The organism is Phaeospirillum tilakii, from assembly GCF_042683125.1.
Classification (GTDB): domain Bacteria; phylum Pseudomonadota; class Alphaproteobacteria; order Rhodospirillales; family Magnetospirillaceae; genus Phaeospirillum; species Phaeospirillum tilakii.
This window is the reverse complement of sequence record NZ_JBHUIY010000022.1, coordinates 1-18,762: the sequence shown is the minus strand read 5'-3', so window position 1 is coordinate 18,762 and position 18,762 is coordinate 1. Positions and strand designations below refer to the sequence as shown.

Below are 18,762 nucleotides of genomic sequence, written 5' to 3'. Positions count from 1 at the left end.
TGTTGAAACGGGCCGACCATTGTGTTTAATAGTCTCGCTTCCGCGGGCCAACAAGAGGATTTGAAATGGCTGATACGGCAAAGAATGCCCAGCCCTCGGCGGCGGACGGGCAGACGCGGCGGGATTTCCTGCTGCAGGCCGCGTCCACCGTCGGCGTGGTCGGGACGGGCTTCGCCCTGTGGCCGTTCGTGCACAGCATGAACCCGGCCGCCGACACCCTGGCGCTGTCCACCACCGATGTCGACCTGTCGGCGATCAAGCCGGGTCAGGCCATCACCGTGATGTGGCGTGGCGCTCCCGTGTTCGTGCGTCACCGCACGGCCGAGGAGATCGCCGCCGCCCAGAACACCGAGGTGTCGCAGTTGCGCGATCCCCAGGCCGATTCGATTCGAGTGAAGAATCCGGACTGGCTGATCGTCGTCGGCATCTGCACCCATCTGGGCTGTGTGCCGCTGGGGCAGAAGCCGACCGACCCCCGGGGGGAATGGGGGGGCTGGTTCTGCCCGTGTCACGGTTCGCAATATGATACTTCGGGTCGCATCCGCAAGGGACCGGCGCCGAAGAACCTTGCCGTACCGGCCTATCAATTCACCACCGACACCACCGTGCGGATCGGCTGAGGGGGACCGTCATGAGTGGCACCAAAAGCAACAACGCGGTGGTCAACTGGATCGAAGATCGTCTGCCGATCTTCTCGGTCCTCAACCACAGCGCCATTGAATATCCGACGCCGAAGAACCTGAATTACTGGTGGAATTTCGGCTCGCTGGCCGGGATCACCCTGGTGATCATGATTCTCACCGGCCTGTTCCTGGCGATGAGCTACACGCCGCACACCACGCTGGCGTTCGATTCGGTCGAGCGGATCATGCGCGACGTCAATTACGGTTGGCTGCTGCGCTACCTGCACTCGAACGGCGCCTCGATGTTCTTCATCCTGGTGTACATCCACATCTTCCGCGGCCTTTACTACGGTTCGTACAAGGCGCCGCGTGAACTGCTGTGGTTCGTCGGCATCTTCATCTACCTGTCGATGATGGCGACCGGCTTCCTCGGCTATGTGCTCCCCTGGGGCCAGATGTCGTTCTGGGGCGCCACCGTCATCACCAACCTGTTCTCGGCCTTCCCGCTGGTCGGCGACACCATCGTCACCCTGCTGTGGGGCGGCTTCTCGGTCGACAACCCGACGCTCAACCGGTTCTTCGCGCTGCACTTCCTGCTGCCGTTCGTGATCGTCGGTCTGGTTGGCGTCCACATCTGGGCGCTGCACACCGTCAAGTCGAACAACCCGCTCGGCATCGACGTCAAGGGCCCGCAGGACACCATCCCGTTCCACCCCTACTACACCATCAAGGACCTGTTCGGTCTCGGCGTGTTCCTGATGGTCTACATGGCCTTCGTGTTCTGGGCGCCCAACTTCTTCGGCGAACCGGACAACTACATCCCGGCCAACCCGCTGCTGACCCCGCCGCACATCGTGCCGGAATGGTACTACCTGCCGTTCTACGCGATCCTGCGCGCCTTCACCGCCGACCTGTGGTTCATCCCGGCCAAGCTGATGGGCGTGGTGGCGATGTTCGGCGCGATCCTGATCCTGTTCGCCCTGCCCTGGCTTGACAGCTCGAAGGTCCGCTCCGGCGCCTTCCGCCCGCTGTTCCGTCAGTTCTTCTGGCTGTTCGCGATCGACTGCCTGGTGCTCGGCTATTGCGGCGCGGCTCCGGCCGAAGGGATCCTGGTCACCGTCAGCCAGGTGGCGACCGCCTACTACTTCGCCCACTTCCTGATCGTGCTGCCCTGGCTGTCGCGCAAGGAGAAGCCGCTGGCCCTGCCGGCCTCGATCTCCCAGCCGGTGGTCAAGGCGATCGCGATCGGTGCCATGCTGCTGATCGGGGCGACCGGCCTGTCCGGCACCGCCCAGGCCAACGAGACCGGCACCCTGCTGAAGCCGGAAGGCACCTTCTCGTGGGAAGGCGTGTTCGGCCGTTACGATCAGGCCTCGCTGCGCCGTGGCTATCAGGTGTTCCATGACGTCTGCGCCAACTGCCATGGCCTCAAGCGGGTTGCCTTCCGCAACCTCGCCGATGTCGGCCTGACCAGCGACGAGATCAAGGCGGTGGCCGCCGAGAAGGAATTCACCGACGGCCCGAACGACGAAGGGGCGATGTTCAAGCGTCCCGGCCGGGCCGCCGACCACATTCCCTCGCCCTACGCCAACGACAAGGAAGCGGCCCAGGTCCATGGTGGCGCGGTTCCGCCCGACCTGTCGCTGATCACCAAGGCGCGCGCCAAGGGTCCCTACTACGTCTACTCCCTGCTGCTCGGCTACCCCGAGGAGCTGCCGGCCGACGCCGCCGTGCCGGAAGGGAAGTACTACAACACCTACTTCCCGGGCCATGCCATCGGCATGCCGCAGCAGGTGTTCGACGACGTCGTCAGCTATGCCGACGGCACCAAGGCGACCAAGGAGCAGATCGCCAAGGACGTGGTGACCTTCCTCAACTGGGCCGCCGAACCCGAGCTGAACGCCCGCAAGAGCCTCGGCGTCAAGGTGATGGTGTTCCTCGCCCTGCTGACCGCTCTGCTGTTCGCGCTCAAGCGGCAGATCTGGAAGGACGTGCATTGATCCCCTGACGGGACCCATGCCGACGGCCGCCATCCCCCGGGATGGCGGCCGTTTTCTTTTCCGTCCCCTGCGGGGCTGCCGCCCCGGCCCCGCCTGGAGGCTGGCGCCTCCAGACCTCCGCTGTTTTTGATGGGGATGGGCGCGCCGCCGTTTGATTTGGACCGGGCCGGCCGCCAATGCTATGGTCCGCCGCGCCGAAAAAGCGACCGGGCGATATCTTGAGCAAAGCCAAAATCACTTTCGATCCCTCCACCCGCCAGTTGGTGAAGCGCCTGTTCCGCGAGGGGGTGCGCCCCTATCTCGGCCGGGTGGTGCTGGCGGTGCTGTGCATGGTGGTGGGCGCCGGCGCCAATGCCGGCTACGCCCTGCTGATGGACCCGGTGGTCAACAAGATCTTCACCGAGCGCGAGGCCAGCTACCTGCTGCCGCTGGCGGTGGCGGTGCTGGCGACCTTCGCCGTCAAGTCGATCTGCGGCTATGGCGAGGCGGTGCTGCTGTCGCGGGTCGGCCTCCGCGTGATCGCCGACATGCAGACCCGGCTGTTCAGCCATCTGATGCGGCTCGACGTGTCCTATTTCCAGGCCAACCCCACCGGCCGGATCCTGTCGCGCCTGACCAACGACATCGGCCAGATGCGCTTCGCCGTGTCCGACGCCCTGACCGGGGCCGGCAAGGACGCCTCCTCGGTGCTGTTCCTGATCGGGGCGATGTTCTACCAGGACTGGGAATTGTCGCTGTGGACCTTCTTCGTCTTCCCGCTGGCGATCCTGCCGATCAGCCGGCTGGGGCGGCGGATGCGCAAGGTCACCGCCAACACCCAGGAGCAGATGGGGCTGTTCACCACCTATCTGGAACAGTCGATCCAGGGCATCCGGGTGGTCAAGGCCTACGGGATGGAGGAATACGAGAAGACCCGCGTTCGCGGCCTGATCGAGACCCTCCAGGATCTGGTCTATCGCGCCGCCCGGGTCCGCTCCGCCTCGTCGCCGATCATGGAATTTCTCGGCGGCATCGCCATCACCGTGGTGATCCTCTATGGCGGCGCCCGGGTGATCGAGGGGGTGACCACCCCCGGCGCCTTCTTCTCCTTCATCACCGCGCTGATGCTGGCCTACCGGCCGCTGAAGTCGCTCGCCTCGCTCAACACCAATCTCCAGGAGGGGCTGGCGGCGGCGGCGCGCACCTTCGCCGTGCTCGACGTCGAGCCGACCATCCACGACCGCCCCGCCGCGCGCGATCTGGTGGTGCGCGACGGCACCGTCCGCTTCGAGGGGGTGTTCTTCACCTATGACGGCAGCCGCGCCGTGCTCGACGGCATCGACCTGACCATTCCCGGCGGCCACACCGTCGCCCTGGTCGGCCCGTCGGGGGCCGGCAAGACCACCCTGCTCAACCTGCTGCCGCGCTTCTTCGACGTCACCGACGGCCGGGTGGAGATCGACGGGCAGGAGGTGCGCGACGTCACCCTGGCCTCGCTGCGCCAGCGCATCGCCCTGGTCAGCCAGGAAATCACCCTGTTCGACGACACCATCCGCGCCAACATCGCCTATGGCCGTCCCGGCGCCACCGACGACGAGGTGATCGAGGCCGCCCACGCCGCCGCCGCCCACGAGTTCATCATGGGCCTGCCCGACGGCTACGACACCGTGGTGGGCGAGCGCGGCCTCAATCTGTCGGGCGGTCAGCGCCAGCGCATCGCCATCGCCCGCGCGATGCTGAAGAACGCGCCGATCCTGCTGCTCGACGAGGCCACCAGCGCGCTCGACACCGAATCCGAACATCAGGTCCGCGCCGCGCTGGAGCGGCTGATGCAGGGCCGCACCACCATCGTGATCGCCCACCGCCTGTCCACCGTCACCAACGCCGACCTGATCCATGTGCTGGACCAGGGCCGGCTGGTCGAATCCGGCCCCCACGCCGCCCTGGTCGAGGCCGGCGGCCTCTATGCCCGGCTCTACGCGATGCAGTTCGCCGAGGACGCCATCGCCCCGGCCGGGGCCTGAGCCGGGAGGCGCCGCGATGAGCTGGGCCAAACGCCTCGGCAAGAGCGAAACCCTGCGCGGGCTGCTGTGCTGGCTGGGGGCGCAGTACATCCGGCTGGTGGCGCTGACCGGGCGCTGGCGGGTGATCGATGACGGCCCGGCCCGGGCGCTGTGGGACCAGGGCCAGCCCTTCATCCTCGCCTTCTGGCACGGCCGCATCCTGATGATGCCGCGCATCTGGCGGCGCGGTACACCGATCCACATGCTGATCAGCCAGCACCGCGACGGCCAGTTGATCGCCCGCACCGTGTCGCATTTCGGCATCGCCACCGTCGCCGGCTCGACCTCGCGCGGCGGCGGCGCCGCGCTGCGGGCGATGCTGAAGGCGCTGAAGGCGGGCCAATGCGTCGGCATCACCCCGGACGGCCCGCGCGGCCCCCGGATGCGCGCCACCGCCGGGATCGTCGCCGTCGCCCGGCTGTCCGGCTGCCCGGTGCTGCCGGCCACCTGGTCGGCCAACCGCCGCCGCCTGCTCGGCAGCTGGGACCGCTTCGCCGTCGCCCTGCCCTTCGCCCGGGGCGAACTGGTGTGGGGCGAGCCGATCTTCGTCCCGGCCGATGCCGATGCCGCCGGGCTGGAACAGGCCCGCCAGCGGATCGAGGACTCCCTCAACCGCCTCACCCGCGAGGCCGACGCCCGGCTGGGGGTGGACAGCCCCGAACCGGCCGCCCCGGAAGGGGAACCGTCATGATCGAGGGGGTCTACCGCGCCGCCACCGGGCTGGCCGGACCGCTGATCCGGCTCTATCTCGCCCACCGCCGCCGGCGCGGCAAGGAAGACCCCCGCCGCTTCGGCGAACGGCTGGGCCAGCCCGGCCTGCCCCGCTTGCCCGGGCCGCTGGTGTGGATCCACGCCGCCTCGGTCGGCGAATCCCTGTCGGTGCTGCCGCTGGTCGAACGGCTGCGGCGGCGCGGCCTCGGCGTGCTGCTGACCACCGGCACGGTGACCTCGGCGCGGATGGTGGGCGACCGCCTGCCCGAAGGCGCGGTGCATCAGTACCTCCCGGTCGATCGGCTGCCCTACGTCACCGCCTTTCTCGACCATTGGCGGCCCGATCTGGTGCTGTGGACCGAATCCGATTTCTGGCCCAACCTGCTGTTCGAGGCGCGGCGGCGCGACCTGCCGCTGGTGCTGATCCAGGGGCGGATCTCGCCCCGCTCGTTCGCCCGCTGGCGCCGGCTGCCCCGGTTGATCGGGCGGATGCTGGGCGGGTTCGACCTCTGCCTCGCCCAGACCGAGGCCGATGCCGACCGGCTGCGCCAGTTGGGCGGCGGCGACGTGCGCTGCCTCGGCAACCTCAAATACACCGTGCCGCCGCTGCCGGCCGCCCCGGACGAGCTGGCCCGCCTCGTCGCCGCGATCGGCGACCGCCCGGTGTGGCTGGCCGCCAGCACCCATCCCGGCGAGGAGGAGATCGTCGCCGAAACCCACCGCCGCCTCGCCCCCCGCTTTCCCGGCCTGCTGACCCTGATCGTGCCGCGCCACCCGGCGCGCGGCCCCGACATCGCCCGCAAGCTGGCCGCGCTCGGCCTGTCGGTGGCGATGCGCTCGGCCGGCGAGACCCCGCGCGCCGGCACCGCGATCCATCTCGGCGACACCATGGGCGAGCTGGGACTGTTCTACCGCCTCGCCGGCATCGTGCTGATGGGCAAGAGCCTCGCCGTCGGCGGCGGGCAGAACCCGTTCGAGCCGGCCCGGCTCGGCTGCGCCGTGCTGTTCGGCCCCCGGATGGAGAACTTCCCCGAGATGACCGCGCAGATGGTCGCCGCCGGCGCCGCGCTGGAAGTGGCCGACGGCACCGCTTTGACCGAGGCGCTGGCCGGCCTGCTGGCCGATCCGGCCCGGCTGGCCGGGATGCGCGCCGCCGCCGCCGCCTGGGCCGAGGCCGAGGCCGAGGTGCTCGACAGCGTCGAGGCGGCGCTGGCCCCGCTGCTGGCCGCCGCCGAGGCCCGCCATGCGCGCCCCTGAATTCTGGCGCCACAACGGCGCCACCGCCCGCGCCCTGGCACCGCTGGCGGCGCTGTGGCGCTGGGGGGCAGCCCGCCGGCTGGAGCAGGCCGAATCCTACCGCCCGGCGGTGCCGGTGATCTGCGTCGGCAACGTCGTCGCCGGCGGTGCCGGCAAGACTCCGGTGGCGATCGCCCTCGCCCGCCGCCTCGCCACCGCCGGCCGGACGCCCCATCTGCTGACCCGGGGCCATGGCGGCACCGAGATCGGCCCGCGCCGGGTCGATCCGGTCCGCCACGACGCCGCCCGGGTCGGCGACGAGGCGCTGCTGCTGGCCGAGGCCGCCCCGACCTGGGTCGCGCGCGACCGGCGCGAGGGCGCGGTGGCGGCAGTGGCGACCGGCGCCGACCTGCTGATCATGGATGACGGCTTCCAGAGCGGGGCGCTGACCCTCGATCTCGCCTTGCTGGTGGCCGATGGCGGCTATGGCTTCGGCAACGGCCGGGCGATCCCGGCCGGCCCCTGCCGCGAGGCCCCCGCCACCGCACTGGCCCGCGCCGACGCGCTGGTGATCGTCGGCCCCGACCGCGCCGGGCTGGGCGCGCTGGCGGCGCGGCACGGCCTGCCGGTGCTGGGGGCCCGGCTGGTGCCGGCGCCCGGCGCTCCCGACCTCGCCGGCCGCCGGCTGGTGGCCTTCGCCGGGATCGGCCTGCCCGAGAAATTCTTCGCCACCCTGACCGGGCTTGGCGCCGAGCTGGTGCTGACCCGTGCCTTCCCCGACCACCATCCCTTCCGCCGCGCCGAGATCGAGGATCTGCTGGCCGAGGCCGAGGCGCGCGGGGCGGTGGCGATCACCACCGCCAAGGACCGGGTCCGCCTGCCCGCCGATTTGCGCGACCGCGTCGCGATGCTGCCGGTCGAGCTGGCCTGGGACGACCCGGCGGCGCTTTCCCCCCTGCTCGACCGGATCGGAGTGAGGCCATGACCGCCAAACGCCTGCGCCACGCCGCCGAGGCCGGTGCCGCCCTGCTGGTGTGGGGCCTGTTCCGCCTGCTGCCGCTCGACGCCGCCTCGGCTTTCGGCGGCTGGCTCGGCCGCGCCGTCGGCCCCCGCCTCGGCGTCAGCCGGATCGCCCGGCGCAACCTCGCCCGCACCCTGCCCGAACGGGACGAGGCGGCGCGGGAGCGGATCCTGATCGGGATGTGGGACAATCTCGGCCGGGTCGCCGGCGAATTCCCCCATCTGCGCCAGATCGCCGCCGAGCGGGTCGAACTGGTCGGCGGCGAATGGATCGACCTGCTGCGCGACGACGACCGCGCCGGGATCTTCATCTCCGGCCATCTCGGCAATTGGGAGCTGAACGGCGCGGTGGCGCTGCATCGCGGCCTGCCGCTGCACCTGATCTACCGCGCCGCCAACAATCCGTGGATCGAACGGCTGTACCGCGCCGGCCGCCAGGGTGCCTCGGGCGCCCAGATCCAGAAGGGCCCCGAGGGCGCCCGCGCGGCGCTGAAGGTGCTGAAGAGCGGCGGCCATCTCGGCCTGCTGGTCGATCAGAAGATGAATGACGGCGTGCCGGTGCCGTTCTTCGGCCGCGACGCGATGACCGCCCCGGCGGTGGCCCAGTTCGCCACCCGCTTCGGCTGCCCGCTGGTGCCGGCGCGGACCGAACGCCTGGGCGGCGCCCATTTCCGCGTCACCGTGCTGCCGCCGCTGGAAATGCCCCCGCCCGGCCCCGACGCCAGCCACGCCCTGCTGGTCCGCATCAACACCCTGCTCGAAGACTGGATCCGCGCCGCGCCCGAACAATGGCTGTGGCTGCATCGCCGCTGGCCGGATTAAGGCCGCCCCACGCGCAAGCATGCGAAGGTAGCGGGCTGCCGCCCGCACCCGCTTGGAGGCTGGCGCCTCCAAACCTCCCCCTTTTTTATCGCTGAAAACAAAGGGGGTCCGGGGCATCGCCCCGGTCGGGTGCGGGCGGAAGCCCGCCATGCGCGGAGGCGCGACGAGGCCCGCTTGCGAGCCAGATCGGCCCGGCCTATAGTTCGCCGCCATGACCGATACGCCGCTGCATCTGCGCCATCTCCTCGGCATTCAGGGCCTGACGCCGGGAGAAATCACCGCCCTGCTCGACATCGCCGACGGCTATGTCGAGCAGAACCGTTCCGACGACAAGCGCAAGACGCTGCTGCGCGGCCGGACGGTGATCAACCTGTTCTTCGAGAACTCGACCCGCACCCGCACCAGCTTCGAGCTGGCCGGCAAGCGGCTCGGGGCCGACGTCATCAACATGCAGGCGGCGGGCTCCTCGGTGCAGAAGGGCGAAACCCTGATCGACACCGCGATGACCCTGAACGCGATGCATCTCGACGTGCTGGTGGTGCGCCACCCGGATTCGGGCGCGGTCAAGCTGCTGTCCGAGAAGGTCAATTGCGCCGTGATCAATGGCGGCGACGGCAGCCACGAGCACCCGACCCAGGCCCTGCTCGACGCGCTGACCATCCGCCGCCACAAGGGGCGGCTGTCGGGTCTGACCGTGGCGATCTGCGGCGACGTGCTGCACAGCCGGGTCGCCCGCTCCAACATCCATCTGCTCAACGCGATGGGAGCCCAGGTGCGGGTGATCGGCCCGCGCACCCTGCTGCCCAGCGCGATCGAGGCGATGGGGGTCGAGGTGGTGCACGACATGCGGCGCGGGCTCGAGGGCGTCGATGTGATCATGATGCTGCGGATCCAGAACGAGCGGATGCGCGGCAACTTCATCCCCTCGATCCGCGAATATTTCCACTTCTTCGGCCTCGACCGCCACAAGCTGGCGCTGGCCAAGCCCGACGCGGTGATCATGCATCCCGGGCCGATGAACCGGGGGGTCGAGATCGATTCCGACGTCGCCGACGACGTCGAGCGTTCGCTGATCCGCGAGCAGGTCGAAATGGGGGTGGCGGTGCGGATGGCCTGCCTCGACGTGCTGACCCGCCATCTCACCCTCCAGAACGGAGCCGCTTCCTGATGCCCAACCGCGCCTCCACCGGTCTGGTCGCCTATGTCAACGCCCGCCTGCTCGATCCCGCCCGGGGTCTCGACGCCCGGGGCGCCCTGCTGACCAACGGCGAAACCATCGCCGATTTCGGCCCCGGCCTGTTCCAGGGCGGGGTGCCGAGCGGCATCGAGGTGGTCGATTGCGCCGGCCTCTGTCTCGCCCCCGGCTTGGTCGACATGCGGGTTCAGGTGCGCGAGCCCGGCGAGGAACACAAGGAAACCCTGCGTTCGGCCGGCGAGGCGGCGGTGGCCGGCGGCGTCACCGCGATGGTCTGCCTGCCCAACACCCATCCGGTGATCGACGACGTCGCCACGATGGAATTCGTCGCCCGCCGCGCCCGCCAGATCGGGCTGGCCAAGGTGTTCCCCTACGCCGCCGCCACCAAGCAGCTGGCCGGCAAGGAACTGGCCGAGATGGGCACCCTGGCCGAGGCCGGGGCGCTGGCCTTCACCGACGGCACCCGCGCCATCGGCGACGCCCAGGTGATGCGCCGCGCCTTGTCCTACGCCGCCACCTTCGGCCTGCTGATCGTCCAGCATCCCGAGGAGCCCTCGCTGGTCGAGGGCGGCATGATGAACGAGGGCGAGTTCGCCACCCGCCTCGGGCTGGCCGGGATGCCGGCGGTGGCCGAGGCGATCCTGCTCGAACGCGACCTGCGGCTGGTCGCGCTGACCGGCGGGCGCTATCACGCCGCCCACGTCTCGACCGCCGAGGGGATCGCCCTGATCCGCCGCGCCAAGGCGCGCGGCCTGCCGGTGACCTGCGACACCGCGCCGCCCTATTTCGCCCTCAACGAGCAGGCGGTGGGCGAGTACCGCACCTTCGCCAAGCTGTCGCCGCCGCTGCGCGGCGAAAGCGACCGGCTGGCGGTGATCGAGGGGCTGAAGGACGGCACCATCGACGCCATCGCCTCCGACCATGCGCCGCAGGACCAGGATTCGAAGCGGGTGCCGTTCGCGATGGCCGAATTCGGCGGCATCGGGCTGGAAACCCTGCTGCCGGTGACGCTGGAACTGGTCCATGACGGCATCCTGTCGCTGCTCGACGCACTGAAGCGGCTGACCTGCGCCCCGGCCGGGATCCTCGGCCTCGCCGCCGGCCGGCTCGAGGTCGGCGCCTCGGCCGATCTGGTGCTGTTCGACCCCGAGCGCCCCTGGACCGTCGATGCCAAGGCGATGCATTCGAAATCGAAGAATTCGCCGTTCGACGACCGTCTGGTGCGCGGCGCGGTCGCCCGCACCGTGGTCGATGGCCGCACCGTGTTCCGCGCATGACCCCCGCCCTCGTCCTCACCCTCGCCGCCGCCGCGATCGGCGGCTACCTGCTCGGCAGCGTGCCGTTCGGGCTGGTGCTGACCCGCGCCGCCGGGCTGGGCGACATCCGCAGCATCGGCTCGGGCAATATCGGCGCCACCAACGTGCTGCGCACCGGCCACAAGGGGCTGGCGCTGGCCACCCTGCTGCTCGACGGCGGCAAGGGGGCGATCGCGGTCGGCCTCGCCGCCCTGCTGACCGGCGCCGACGACCTCGCGATGCTGACCGCCGGCTTCGCCGCCGTGCTTGGGCACAATTACCCGGTCTGGCTCGGCTTCAAGGGCGGCAAGGGCGTCGCCACCACCTTCGGCACCCTCGCCGCCGCCTGCTGGCCGGTCGGGGTCGCCTGCGGCCTGACCTGGCTGGCGGTGGCCGCCCTGGCCCGGATCTCCTCGGCGGCGGCGCTGGCGGCGCTGGCGCTGTCGCCGGTCTATGCCTGGCTGTTCTCCGGCCCGGCCGCCGCGCTGATGGCGTTCGGCCTCGCGGTGATGGGCTTCCATCGCCATCAGGCCAACATCGCCCGCCTGCTGAAGGGCGAGGAACCCCGCATCGGCGCCGGCCGGCGCAAGAAGGGCTGACCCCCCGGGATTGTGCGAGGGCGGCGCCTGGGGTATGGTTCCGCCCGGTACCAACTTGCAGGGGTAACCGGTCGATGACCCACGGTTCGGATTCCGAGATTCGCGCGCTGGCCTATCGCCTGTGGCAGGAGGCGGGGCATCCCGAAGGCCGCGACCTCGATTTCTGGCTGGAGGCCGAGTTGCATCTCGCCGCCGCCCCGGCCGCCACCGCCCCGGCCCCCGCGCCGGAACAGGCCAAGGCCGCCCCGCGCGCCGTCAAGCCGAAGACCGCGACCAAGCCGCGCACCGCAAGCACCGACAAGCCCAAGGCCGCTCCGCGCAGCCGCGCCAAGGCGAAGTAATCCCCGCGAGGCGCCGCCGCTCGGGCTCTGCGCGAAGGGCCGCAAGGCCCGGCGACCCCATTGTCGGTCTAGGCGGTGCGGGCGTGGGGCCCGGCGGCTTCCGCATCGACCCGCGCCAGCAGGCGGTGCAGCGAGCCGTCCTTGATGCCGAGGCCGGTCAGTTGGGCCACGGTCTCGGCGAGGTAATCGCGGCTGGTGCCGGCCTTGCCCACCCCCTGACGGATCAGCCGGACCAGTTCGCCCGGATGCTGCGCCCGGAAATACTGGGCGTGGCCGCGCTGGGCGACGAAGGCCCAGGCCGAGACGGTGCTGCCGTCATCCAGCCGCGCCGGCAGGAAACAGGGCCGGTAGACCCCGGAAATCATCTCGCGCGCGATCAGGATCTCGCGGGCCCGTTCGACCTGATCGGGCGGCACCAGGAACACCCGGCCGAGGCAGGACCCGCCCCGGTCGAGCCCCAGCACCAGCCCGGGCCGCTGTGGCGTGCCGCGATAATGGCTGGACAGGATGCACAGCGCGCGGTGATAGCCCCACAGCCGGGCGGGCCGGTCGGCGATGTAGGGAAAATCCGGCCGCCACATCAGCGAGCCGTAGGCGAACACCCATAATCCATCCTGCACGCGCGACTACTCCTCGGCCCTGGGGCGGTCGGCCCAGGCGGCGACCTCGACCCGGTTGCGCCCGGCCGCCTTGGCCCGGTACAGCGCCGCGTCGGCCAGCTTCAGCAATTCGGCGACGCTGGGGGCCCCTTCGCCCCCGGCCATCGCCTCGCACCACGCCGCGACGCCGATGCTGACGGTGAAGCCGCCGAGGCTGCCGTCATCGGCCTCCAGCGTCACCTGCTCGACCTGGGCGCGCAGGCGCTCGGCGATCACCCGGGCGGCGACCTCGTTGGTACCGGGCAGGGCGATGGCGAATTCCTCGCCGCCGACGCGGCCGAGAATGTCGCCCTCGCGCAGGGCCTGACGGCAGGCGCCGACGAAGGCCTGGAGCGCCCGGTCGCCGGTGGCGTGGCCCCAGCGATCGTTGATCCGTTTGAAATGGTCGAGATCGAGCACCATCACGGTGAACCACCGCCCCATCCGCTGGGTATGGCCGAGTTCGAGCCCGGCGAGATGGTGGAAATGGGCGCGGTTGGCGATGCCGGTCAGCGAATCCCGGGTGGCGCGCCATTCCAGCTCGGCCAGATGCTGCTGATGGTCGCAATAGGCCCGCAGCGACAGGGCGAGGTCGCCGATCCCCCCGCTCTCGTCGAGCAGCACCGGCACCCGGTCGAGCACCATCCGCAGCAGCGCCGCGCCGGGCTCCTCGTCCGGGGCGGGCGGGGCGACCGGATAGGCCCCCACCACCAGCCGTCCCTCGCCCGCCGGCAGCACCAGCCGCTGCCAGGTCTCGGCGGCGTCGCCATCGTCGAACACGGCGGTATAGGAGCGCCACAGCGGCTGGTTGCCGCGCCGGACGAAGGCATAATCGAAATCGAGCATGCCGCGCCGGTCGGCCGGCAACACCTCGGCCGGCAGGCGGTCGATCACGCAGCCGGCCAGATCGGCGCCGAAATGCTCCACGAACGCCTGCCCGTAATGGGTATAGCGGTTGCCGGCGCCATCGACCTCGATCACCAGCAGGTGATCGGCATGGTCGGGAAACTGCCGGGGCGCATCCTCGATACCGCCCGCCGCCCGCCACTGCGCGAGCAGGTCGATCAGACGGGGATCCATCACACTCGCCACCAACCCCTGCATTCTTGGGGTCCTCCCGGGCTGCCCGACGCATCGTTCCCTCCCCCGCCGCTGTCTGCGATCGGGGGACGGACCGTTCATCATATAGCGGCAGATCCCGGCGATAGGAAAGGGGGATCACCGCTCCGGCCCCCTCAACGCCATACCTTGGACAGAAGAGCGCCATGCCTTCGGTCGGGAGCGGTCGCAGGAGGCTACCGGGAGGGCGACCGGCGGAGTCACTGTGGCGGGCGATGAGGGATACGCTTCAGACCCTATGGCGTGCCATCCGGCCGTCCACCTTCGCCATCTCGGCGGTGCCGGTGGCGGTGGGAACGGCGTGGGGAGCCCATGCCGGACGGAGCTGCCACCCTTCCCTGCTGGCGACGGCGGTGGCCTGCGCCCTGTGCCTGCATGCCGGCGCCAACCTGCTGGCCAGCCTCGACGCCGGCCCCCATCCCGGGGTGGAAAACGCGCGACGGCTGGCGGGATGGGGCGCGCTGCTGCTGCTGGCCGGCGGCGCCCTCGGCGGCACCCTCGCCCTCAGCCGGGGTCCGCTGGCGCTCGGCTTCGTCGCCGCCTGCCTGCTGCTGACGCTGAGCTACGCCCTGCCGCCGCCCTCGGCGCGCGGCCTGGGCGAGGCGGCGGTGGCGCTCGGCTCGGCCCTGCCGGTGGCCTTCGCTGCCTGGTTGCAAAGCGGCCGGATCGGGCTCGACACCCTGCTGGCGGCGCTGGTGATCGCCTGCTGGGCGGCGGCGATCCTGCTCTGCACCGAAATGCCGGGACTGCGCGCCGACGCCGAAGCCGGCCGCCACACCCTGGCGGTCCAGCTCGGGCCACAACAGGCCCCGTCGCTCTATCTCGCCCTCCAGGCCACCGCCGCCGCCGCGCTGCTGGCGCTGGGCTGGCTGGCCGACCTGCCGGCCTGGGCCACCCTGCCGCCGGTGGCGACCATGCTGGTGGCACTGGCGGCGGCGCCCCTGATGATGCGCGACCGGCCGTCACAGCTCAGCGCGCTGCGGCTGACCATCGCCATCCATCTCGGCGGCGGCCTGCTGCTGGTCCTCGCCGCCCTCGCCTGAAAGTACGCGGGCTCCCGCCCGCACCCGGCCGGGGCGATGCCCCGGACCCCCTTTGATTTCATCGATGAAAAAGGGGGAGGTTTGGAGGCGCCAGCCTCCAAGCGGGCCGGCGGGCGGCAGCCCGCCTAACCTGTGCATGTTTGCGCGCGGGGGCGGCAGCCCGGCTACTTCACCGTCAGCGGCAGGAATTCGGCCACCACCCGCTGATACATCGCCCGTTTGAACGGGACGATCAGGTCCGGCACCTCGGCCAGGGCGACCCAGCGCCACGCGTCGAATTCGGGATGTTCGGTGGCGAGGTCGATCTCGTCGTCGCGGCCGGTGAAGCGGGCGCAGAACCACACCTGGCTCTGGCCGCGATATTTGCCCTTCCAGCAGCGGTCGGCCATCTCGGGCGGCAGGTCATAGGCGATGCCGTCGGCGGTGCGGGCGAGGATCGTCACCCGGTCGGTGCCGATCTCCTCCTTCATTTCGCGCAGCACCGCCTGTTCCGGGTTTTCGCCGTCATCGATGCCGCCCTGGGGGAACTGCCACGCGTCGGCGGTGTCGAGGCGGCGGGCGACGAAGGCCAGCCCGGCCGGGTTGAGCAGCACCAGCCCGACGCCCTGGCGATAGGGGCGATCCTGATAGGGAAGACGTGGACTCACGATCAGCAATCCTCTGCGGTGACCGGGCGGCCGGTCACGATTTGGCCGGCGGCGGCGGCGGCGCGGTCAGCGCCGACACCGGCGCCAGCACCAGCCGGTTGGGGGCGAGCTGGCCGAGCCAGCCGACCAGCCGTTCGAACGACAGCGGGCGCGGATGCAGCACCACCACGGCACGGCCGCTCTGGCGCGCGGTCATCGCCACCTGATTGAGGCGGAAATCGATCGCCTCGCGGAACAGGTCGCGGTCGATCACGCTGGTGATCCCGGCCAGGGCCGGGGTGCGGTCGGGCGGAGCCCCGCCCGGCCCGACGAACAACAGGCCCCGGTCGCGCGCGGTGCCCAGCACCATCTGCGCCTCGGCCGCATCGGCGAAGCCGTCGCCCTGCAACATCAGGCCGGCGGCGCCGGGGCCGCGCGCCATCACCGTCTCCAGCCGGCCGAGATTGGATTCCGGCGCGGCGGCGCCGACCAGCCCGAACGGGCCGGGATCGACCGGGATGCCGGCCCCGCCATCGGCCGGCACCACCATCAGCACCTCGTGGCCATGATCGCGCGCCTTGCGGATCCATTGATCGAGATTGGCGGCATAGGGGCTGAAGGCCAGCGTCACCTCGGGCGGCAGCCGGTTGATCGCCACCTCGGTGGCGATCCGGTCGAGGCCGAGATCGCCCACCACCACCGCGACGCGGGCCTGATCGGCCGGCCCTTCCCACGGCCGGGCATAGGCCTGACGCGGCTCGCGCCCGTCGGCACCGGGGCTGGGCAGGTCGCCGGCCGGCGAACGGCGCAGCAGGTCGCGCAACGGCGCCGTCGGCAGCGGCTTGCCGGCGGTCTTGAGATCGGGCAGGGCCTCGAAGCTGGGCGGCTTGTCGATGCTGCCCCGGGCCGATGGCTGCTGCGGCACCCCGGGCTCCTCGGCGCGCGGCGGCGGCAGCGCCCGGGCGGGAGCGGCGTGCGGCGCAGCCGCCGAGGCAGCGGTGGGCGGCGCAGCCGCCGGGGCATCGCCGGCCGGCGCCGCCGGGGCCGAGGCCAAGGCGGCGGGATCGGCCGCCGGCAGGCGTTCGGGCAGCGGCAGGGCCAGACGCGGCCCCTCGGGCTGGTGCGGCCCGGACTCGAGCCAGTCGGTGGCGAGGGCGACATAGAGCCCGCCGCCGAGCAGCGCGGCACCGGCGACGCCCAAGGCGATCGGCCGCCAGGGCAGGCCCTTGCGGCGCGGCGTCGGCGGGGGCAGGGAAAGCGAATCGAAGACGGGAGGAAGGTCCTCCTCCTCGTCATCCAGATCGTCGTAGCGGGTCGCAGCCATCCTCATCCCGTCCGCTGGCGCCGGCGCCGGTGCCGGACCCCGTCATGCCGAAAGGCTCCGCCTCTCGGCGCTCTCCGCGAAGGGCCAGGGGCCCTTCGAACCCATGGGTGGAGGGCCGTCAGGCCCTCCGGGGGATCGCCAAGGGGCACCGCCCCTTGGCCGGCCTGCCCCTTTTAGCGCGCCTCGGCCGGACGCGGCGCGGCGTGCAGGACCTCAAGCGCGCGGGACAATTGGTAATCCTGCGCCGGGTCGCCGAACTTGACGGTCGGCGGCGGGGTCTCGGTCTTGCACTCGGTCTTGGGCTCGGCCTTGTCCTTGGCCTTGTCCTTGGCCTTGTCGGCGTCCTTGTCCTTATCCTTGTCGGGCGCATGGGCGCCGTTGGGATTGGGCAGGGCACGCGGCAGCGAGGCCTCGCTGCGCCGCTCGGGCTCGGCGGATTCGCCCTTGACCACCGGCACCTTGACGTCGGGTTCGATGCCGACCGCCTGGATCGAACGGCCCGACGGGGTGTAGTAGCGCGCGGTGGTCAGCCGGATCGAGCCATGGCCGGGCAGCGGGATCAGGGTCTGCACCGAGCCCTTGCCGAACGAGCGGATGCCGACGATGGTCGCCCGCTTGTGGTCCTGCAACGCGCCGGCGACGATCTCCGAGGCGGAGGCCGAGCCGTCGTTGATCAGCACCACCAGCGGCAGCCGGTCACTGATGTCGCCCGAGCGGGCGTTGTAGCGCTGGGTGTCTTCCGGCCGGCGCGAGCGGGTCGAGACGATTTCGCCCTTTTCGAGGAAATCGTCGGCCACCGCCACCGCCTGATCGAGCAGGCCGCCCGGATTGTTGCGCAGGTCGATGACATAGCCGGCCGGGTTCTTGCCCAGCTCCTTGCGCACCTGCCCCATCACCCGGCGCAGGTCGGTCTCGGTGGTGGCGCTGAACTGGGAGATGCGGATGTAGCCGGCATCGCCGATCGCCTGCCCCTTGACCGTCTGCACCTTGATCACGGCGCGGGTCAGCTTGACGTCGAACGGCTGGGCGCCGCCCCGGCGCACGGTCAGCTTGATGTCGGTGCCGGGGGCGCCGCGCATGCGATCGACCGCGTCGGTCAGCGACAGGCCCTGGACCGGCTCGCCGTCGAGATGGGTGATCAGGTCGCCCGGCTGCATCCCGCCGCGCGCCGCCGGGGTGTCGTCGATCGGCGACACCACCTTGACCCAGCCGCTCTCCATGGTGACCTCAAGCCCGAGTCCGCCGAACTCGCCCCGGGTCTGGATGTCCATGTCCTTGGAGTTCTTGGGGTTCAGATAACCCGAATGCGGATCGAGCGAGGTCAGCATGCCGTTGAGGGCCGCCTCGATCAGATCCTCGTCCTTGACCGGCTCGACATATTCGGTGCGAACCTTGTCGAATACCTCGCCGAACAGTTCGAGCAGACGGTAGGTCTCCTTCTGCTCGGTCGCGTGGGCGGCCGGAACCAGGGCGGTCGAGGAGAGCAGGGCGACGGTCCCCGCCGCGACCAGTATCTTTCGAATCATCCACTCGCCTTATTTTTTCGTGCCATCAGCCACGGCAACGGGTTGACCGGCTGGCCGTGATGGCGCAGCTCGACATAGAGGGTGGGTTTGGCGTCGTCCTGCCCCATGACACCGACGGGCTCGCCCGCGAGCAGTCTCTGGCCGACGCTGGCATCGACCCGGTCCAGTCCCGCGAGCAGGGTATGATAGCCTTCGCTGTGTTCCAGGATCAAGAGCAGGCCATAGCCGCGAAACGGCCCGGCGAACACCACCTGCCCGTCGTAGGGGGCGATCACCTGCGCGCCCTTGCGGGTCTGGATCACGATCCCCTTGACGGTGTGGCCGACGGCGTTGACCTGGCCGAAGGTCTCGACCACCCGGCCGCGCGCCGGGAAGGGTAGCAGCCCCTGCATCTGGCTGAACGGCTTGCCGGTGCGGGTCAGCCGGGTCGCCGCCGCCTCGCGCGAGGCCAGCTCGGCCTCCTCGCCCGCCTTGTCGGCCTCGGCCTGGGTGCGGTCGGCCTCGGCCTGGGTCCGCGCCGCCTCGGCCTGGGCCGCCTGTTCGGCGTCGCGCGCCGCCACCGCCGCCTCGCCGGCCGGCGGCGGGGCGGACGGCGGGGGCGC

At 71.0% G+C, this 18,762-nt stretch carries 18 protein-coding genes and 1 pseudogene; 13 read left to right on the top strand and 6 right to left on the bottom strand.

The genetic code is table 11. The features are described from left to right. The first annotated feature begins 65 nt into the window (after positions 1-65). From petA to ACFSNB_RS11605, 12 genes and pseudogenes are all read left to right on the top strand, one after another. Positions 66-620 carry a ubiquinol-cytochrome c reductase iron-sulfur subunit gene (gene petA / locus ACFSNB_RS11660; protein WP_377316697.1) on the top strand — a complete coding sequence of 185 codons (555 nt, stop codon included), beginning with the start codon at positions 66-68 and terminating at the stop codon, positions 618-620. Between the two features lie 11 nt (positions 621-631). Beyond that, a pseudogene (locus ACFSNB_RS11655) lies at positions 632-1,852 on the top strand (cytochrome b); the annotation flags it as partial. 24 nt (positions 1,853-1,876) lie between these two features. Then, positions 1,877-2,623: a cytochrome c1 gene (locus ACFSNB_RS11650; protein WP_377316797.1), complete on the top strand. Its 747-nt coding sequence runs from the start codon at positions 1,877-1,879 to the stop codon at positions 2,621-2,623. 218 nt (positions 2,624-2,841) lie between these two features. Further along, positions 2,842-4,626, top strand: a complete 1,785-nt coding sequence (locus ACFSNB_RS11645) for an ABC transporter ATP-binding protein (protein ID WP_377316695.1) — start codon at positions 2,842-2,844, stop codon at positions 4,624-4,626. Positions 4,627-4,642: 16 nt separating this feature from the next. After that, positions 4,643-5,356, top strand: a complete 714-nt coding sequence (locus ACFSNB_RS11640) for a lysophospholipid acyltransferase family protein (protein ID WP_377316693.1) — start codon at positions 4,643-4,645, stop codon at positions 5,354-5,356. Further along, positions 5,353-6,633, top strand: coding sequence for a 3-deoxy-D-manno-octulosonic acid transferase (locus ACFSNB_RS11635; protein ID WP_377316691.1), 1,281 nt, complete (start codon positions 5,353-5,355; stop codon positions 6,631-6,633). Before ACFSNB_RS11640 ends, ACFSNB_RS11635 begins: the two co-directional genes overlap by 4 nt. After that, positions 6,620-7,597, top strand: coding sequence for a tetraacyldisaccharide 4'-kinase (lpxK, locus tag ACFSNB_RS11630; protein WP_377316689.1), 978 nt, complete (start codon positions 6,620-6,622; stop codon positions 7,595-7,597). The genes ACFSNB_RS11635 and lpxK overlap by 14 nt, the downstream gene beginning before the upstream one ends. Further along, positions 7,594-8,454, top strand: a complete 861-nt coding sequence (locus ACFSNB_RS11625) for a lysophospholipid acyltransferase family protein (RefSeq protein WP_377316687.1) — start codon at positions 7,594-7,596, stop codon at positions 8,452-8,454. The genes lpxK and ACFSNB_RS11625 overlap by 4 nt, the downstream gene beginning before the upstream one ends. Positions 8,455-8,665: 211 nt before the next feature. Beyond that, the gene (locus ACFSNB_RS11620; protein WP_377316685.1) at positions 8,666-9,622 is read left to right on the top strand and encodes an aspartate carbamoyltransferase catalytic subunit; all 957 of its coding nucleotides are present in this window, start codon (positions 8,666-8,668) and stop codon (positions 9,620-9,622) included. Then, positions 9,622-10,926: a dihydroorotase gene (gene pyrC / locus ACFSNB_RS11615; RefSeq protein ID WP_377316683.1), complete on the top strand. Its 1,305-nt coding sequence runs from the start codon at positions 9,622-9,624 to the stop codon at positions 10,924-10,926. Before ACFSNB_RS11620 ends, pyrC begins: the two co-directional genes overlap by 1 nt. Continuing rightward, the gene (gene plsY, locus ACFSNB_RS11610; RefSeq protein ID WP_377316681.1) at positions 10,923-11,543 is read left to right on the top strand and encodes a glycerol-3-phosphate 1-O-acyltransferase PlsY; all 621 of its coding nucleotides are present in this window, start codon (positions 10,923-10,925) and stop codon (positions 11,541-11,543) included. The genes pyrC and plsY overlap by 4 nt, the downstream gene beginning before the upstream one ends. 74 nt (positions 11,544-11,617) lie before the next feature. Beyond that, a complete protein-coding gene (locus tag ACFSNB_RS11605; RefSeq protein ID WP_377316679.1) occupies positions 11,618-11,884 on the top strand; it encodes a DUF2934 domain-containing protein in 267 nt (88 codons plus the stop codon). Positions 11,885-11,952: 68 nt separating this feature from the next. Here ACFSNB_RS11605 and ACFSNB_RS11600 read toward each other — a convergent pair whose 3' ends face one another. Continuing rightward, complete coding sequence (locus ACFSNB_RS11600) at positions 11,953-12,504, bottom strand: gamma-glutamylcyclotransferase (RefSeq protein ID WP_377316677.1); 552 nt, start codon at positions 12,502-12,504, stop codon at positions 11,953-11,955. 6 nt (positions 12,505-12,510) lie between these two features. Further along, positions 12,511-13,602 (bottom strand): GGDEF domain-containing protein, encoded by a 1,092-nt coding sequence (locus ACFSNB_RS11595; protein ID WP_377316675.1) that lies wholly within the window; start codon positions 13,600-13,602, stop codon positions 12,511-12,513. 254 nt (positions 13,603-13,856) lie between these two features. Between ACFSNB_RS11595 and ACFSNB_RS11590 the strand changes: the two genes are divergently transcribed. Next, positions 13,857-14,684 carry a prenyltransferase gene (locus ACFSNB_RS11590; RefSeq protein WP_377316673.1) on the top strand — a complete coding sequence of 276 codons (828 nt, stop codon included), beginning with the start codon at positions 13,857-13,859 and terminating at the stop codon, positions 14,682-14,684. Between the two features lie 164 nt (positions 14,685-14,848). Here the strand turns inward: ACFSNB_RS11590 and ACFSNB_RS11585 are convergent, their stop codons facing one another. From ACFSNB_RS11585 to ACFSNB_RS11570, 4 genes are all read right to left on the bottom strand, one after another. After that, positions 14,849-15,337 carry an RNA pyrophosphohydrolase gene (locus ACFSNB_RS11585; RefSeq protein ID WP_377316795.1) on the bottom strand — a complete coding sequence of 163 codons (489 nt, stop codon included), beginning with the start codon at positions 15,335-15,337 and terminating at the stop codon, positions 14,849-14,851. Between the two features lie 28 nt (positions 15,338-15,365). Continuing rightward, positions 15,366-16,634 carry a divergent polysaccharide deacetylase family protein gene (locus ACFSNB_RS11580; protein ID WP_377316671.1) on the bottom strand — a complete coding sequence of 423 codons (1,269 nt, stop codon included), beginning with the start codon at positions 16,632-16,634 and terminating at the stop codon, positions 15,366-15,368. 173 nt (positions 16,635-16,807) lie between these two features. Next, entirely contained in the window at positions 16,808-18,160 is a 1,353-nt protein-coding gene (locus tag ACFSNB_RS11575) for a S41 family peptidase (protein ID WP_377316669.1), read from the bottom strand. Beyond that, a partial coding sequence (locus ACFSNB_RS11570; RefSeq protein ID WP_377316667.1) for a murein hydrolase activator EnvC family protein occupies positions 18,157-18,762 on the bottom strand: 606 nt, incomplete at its 5' end. The genes ACFSNB_RS11575 and ACFSNB_RS11570, both read right to left, overlap by 4 nt.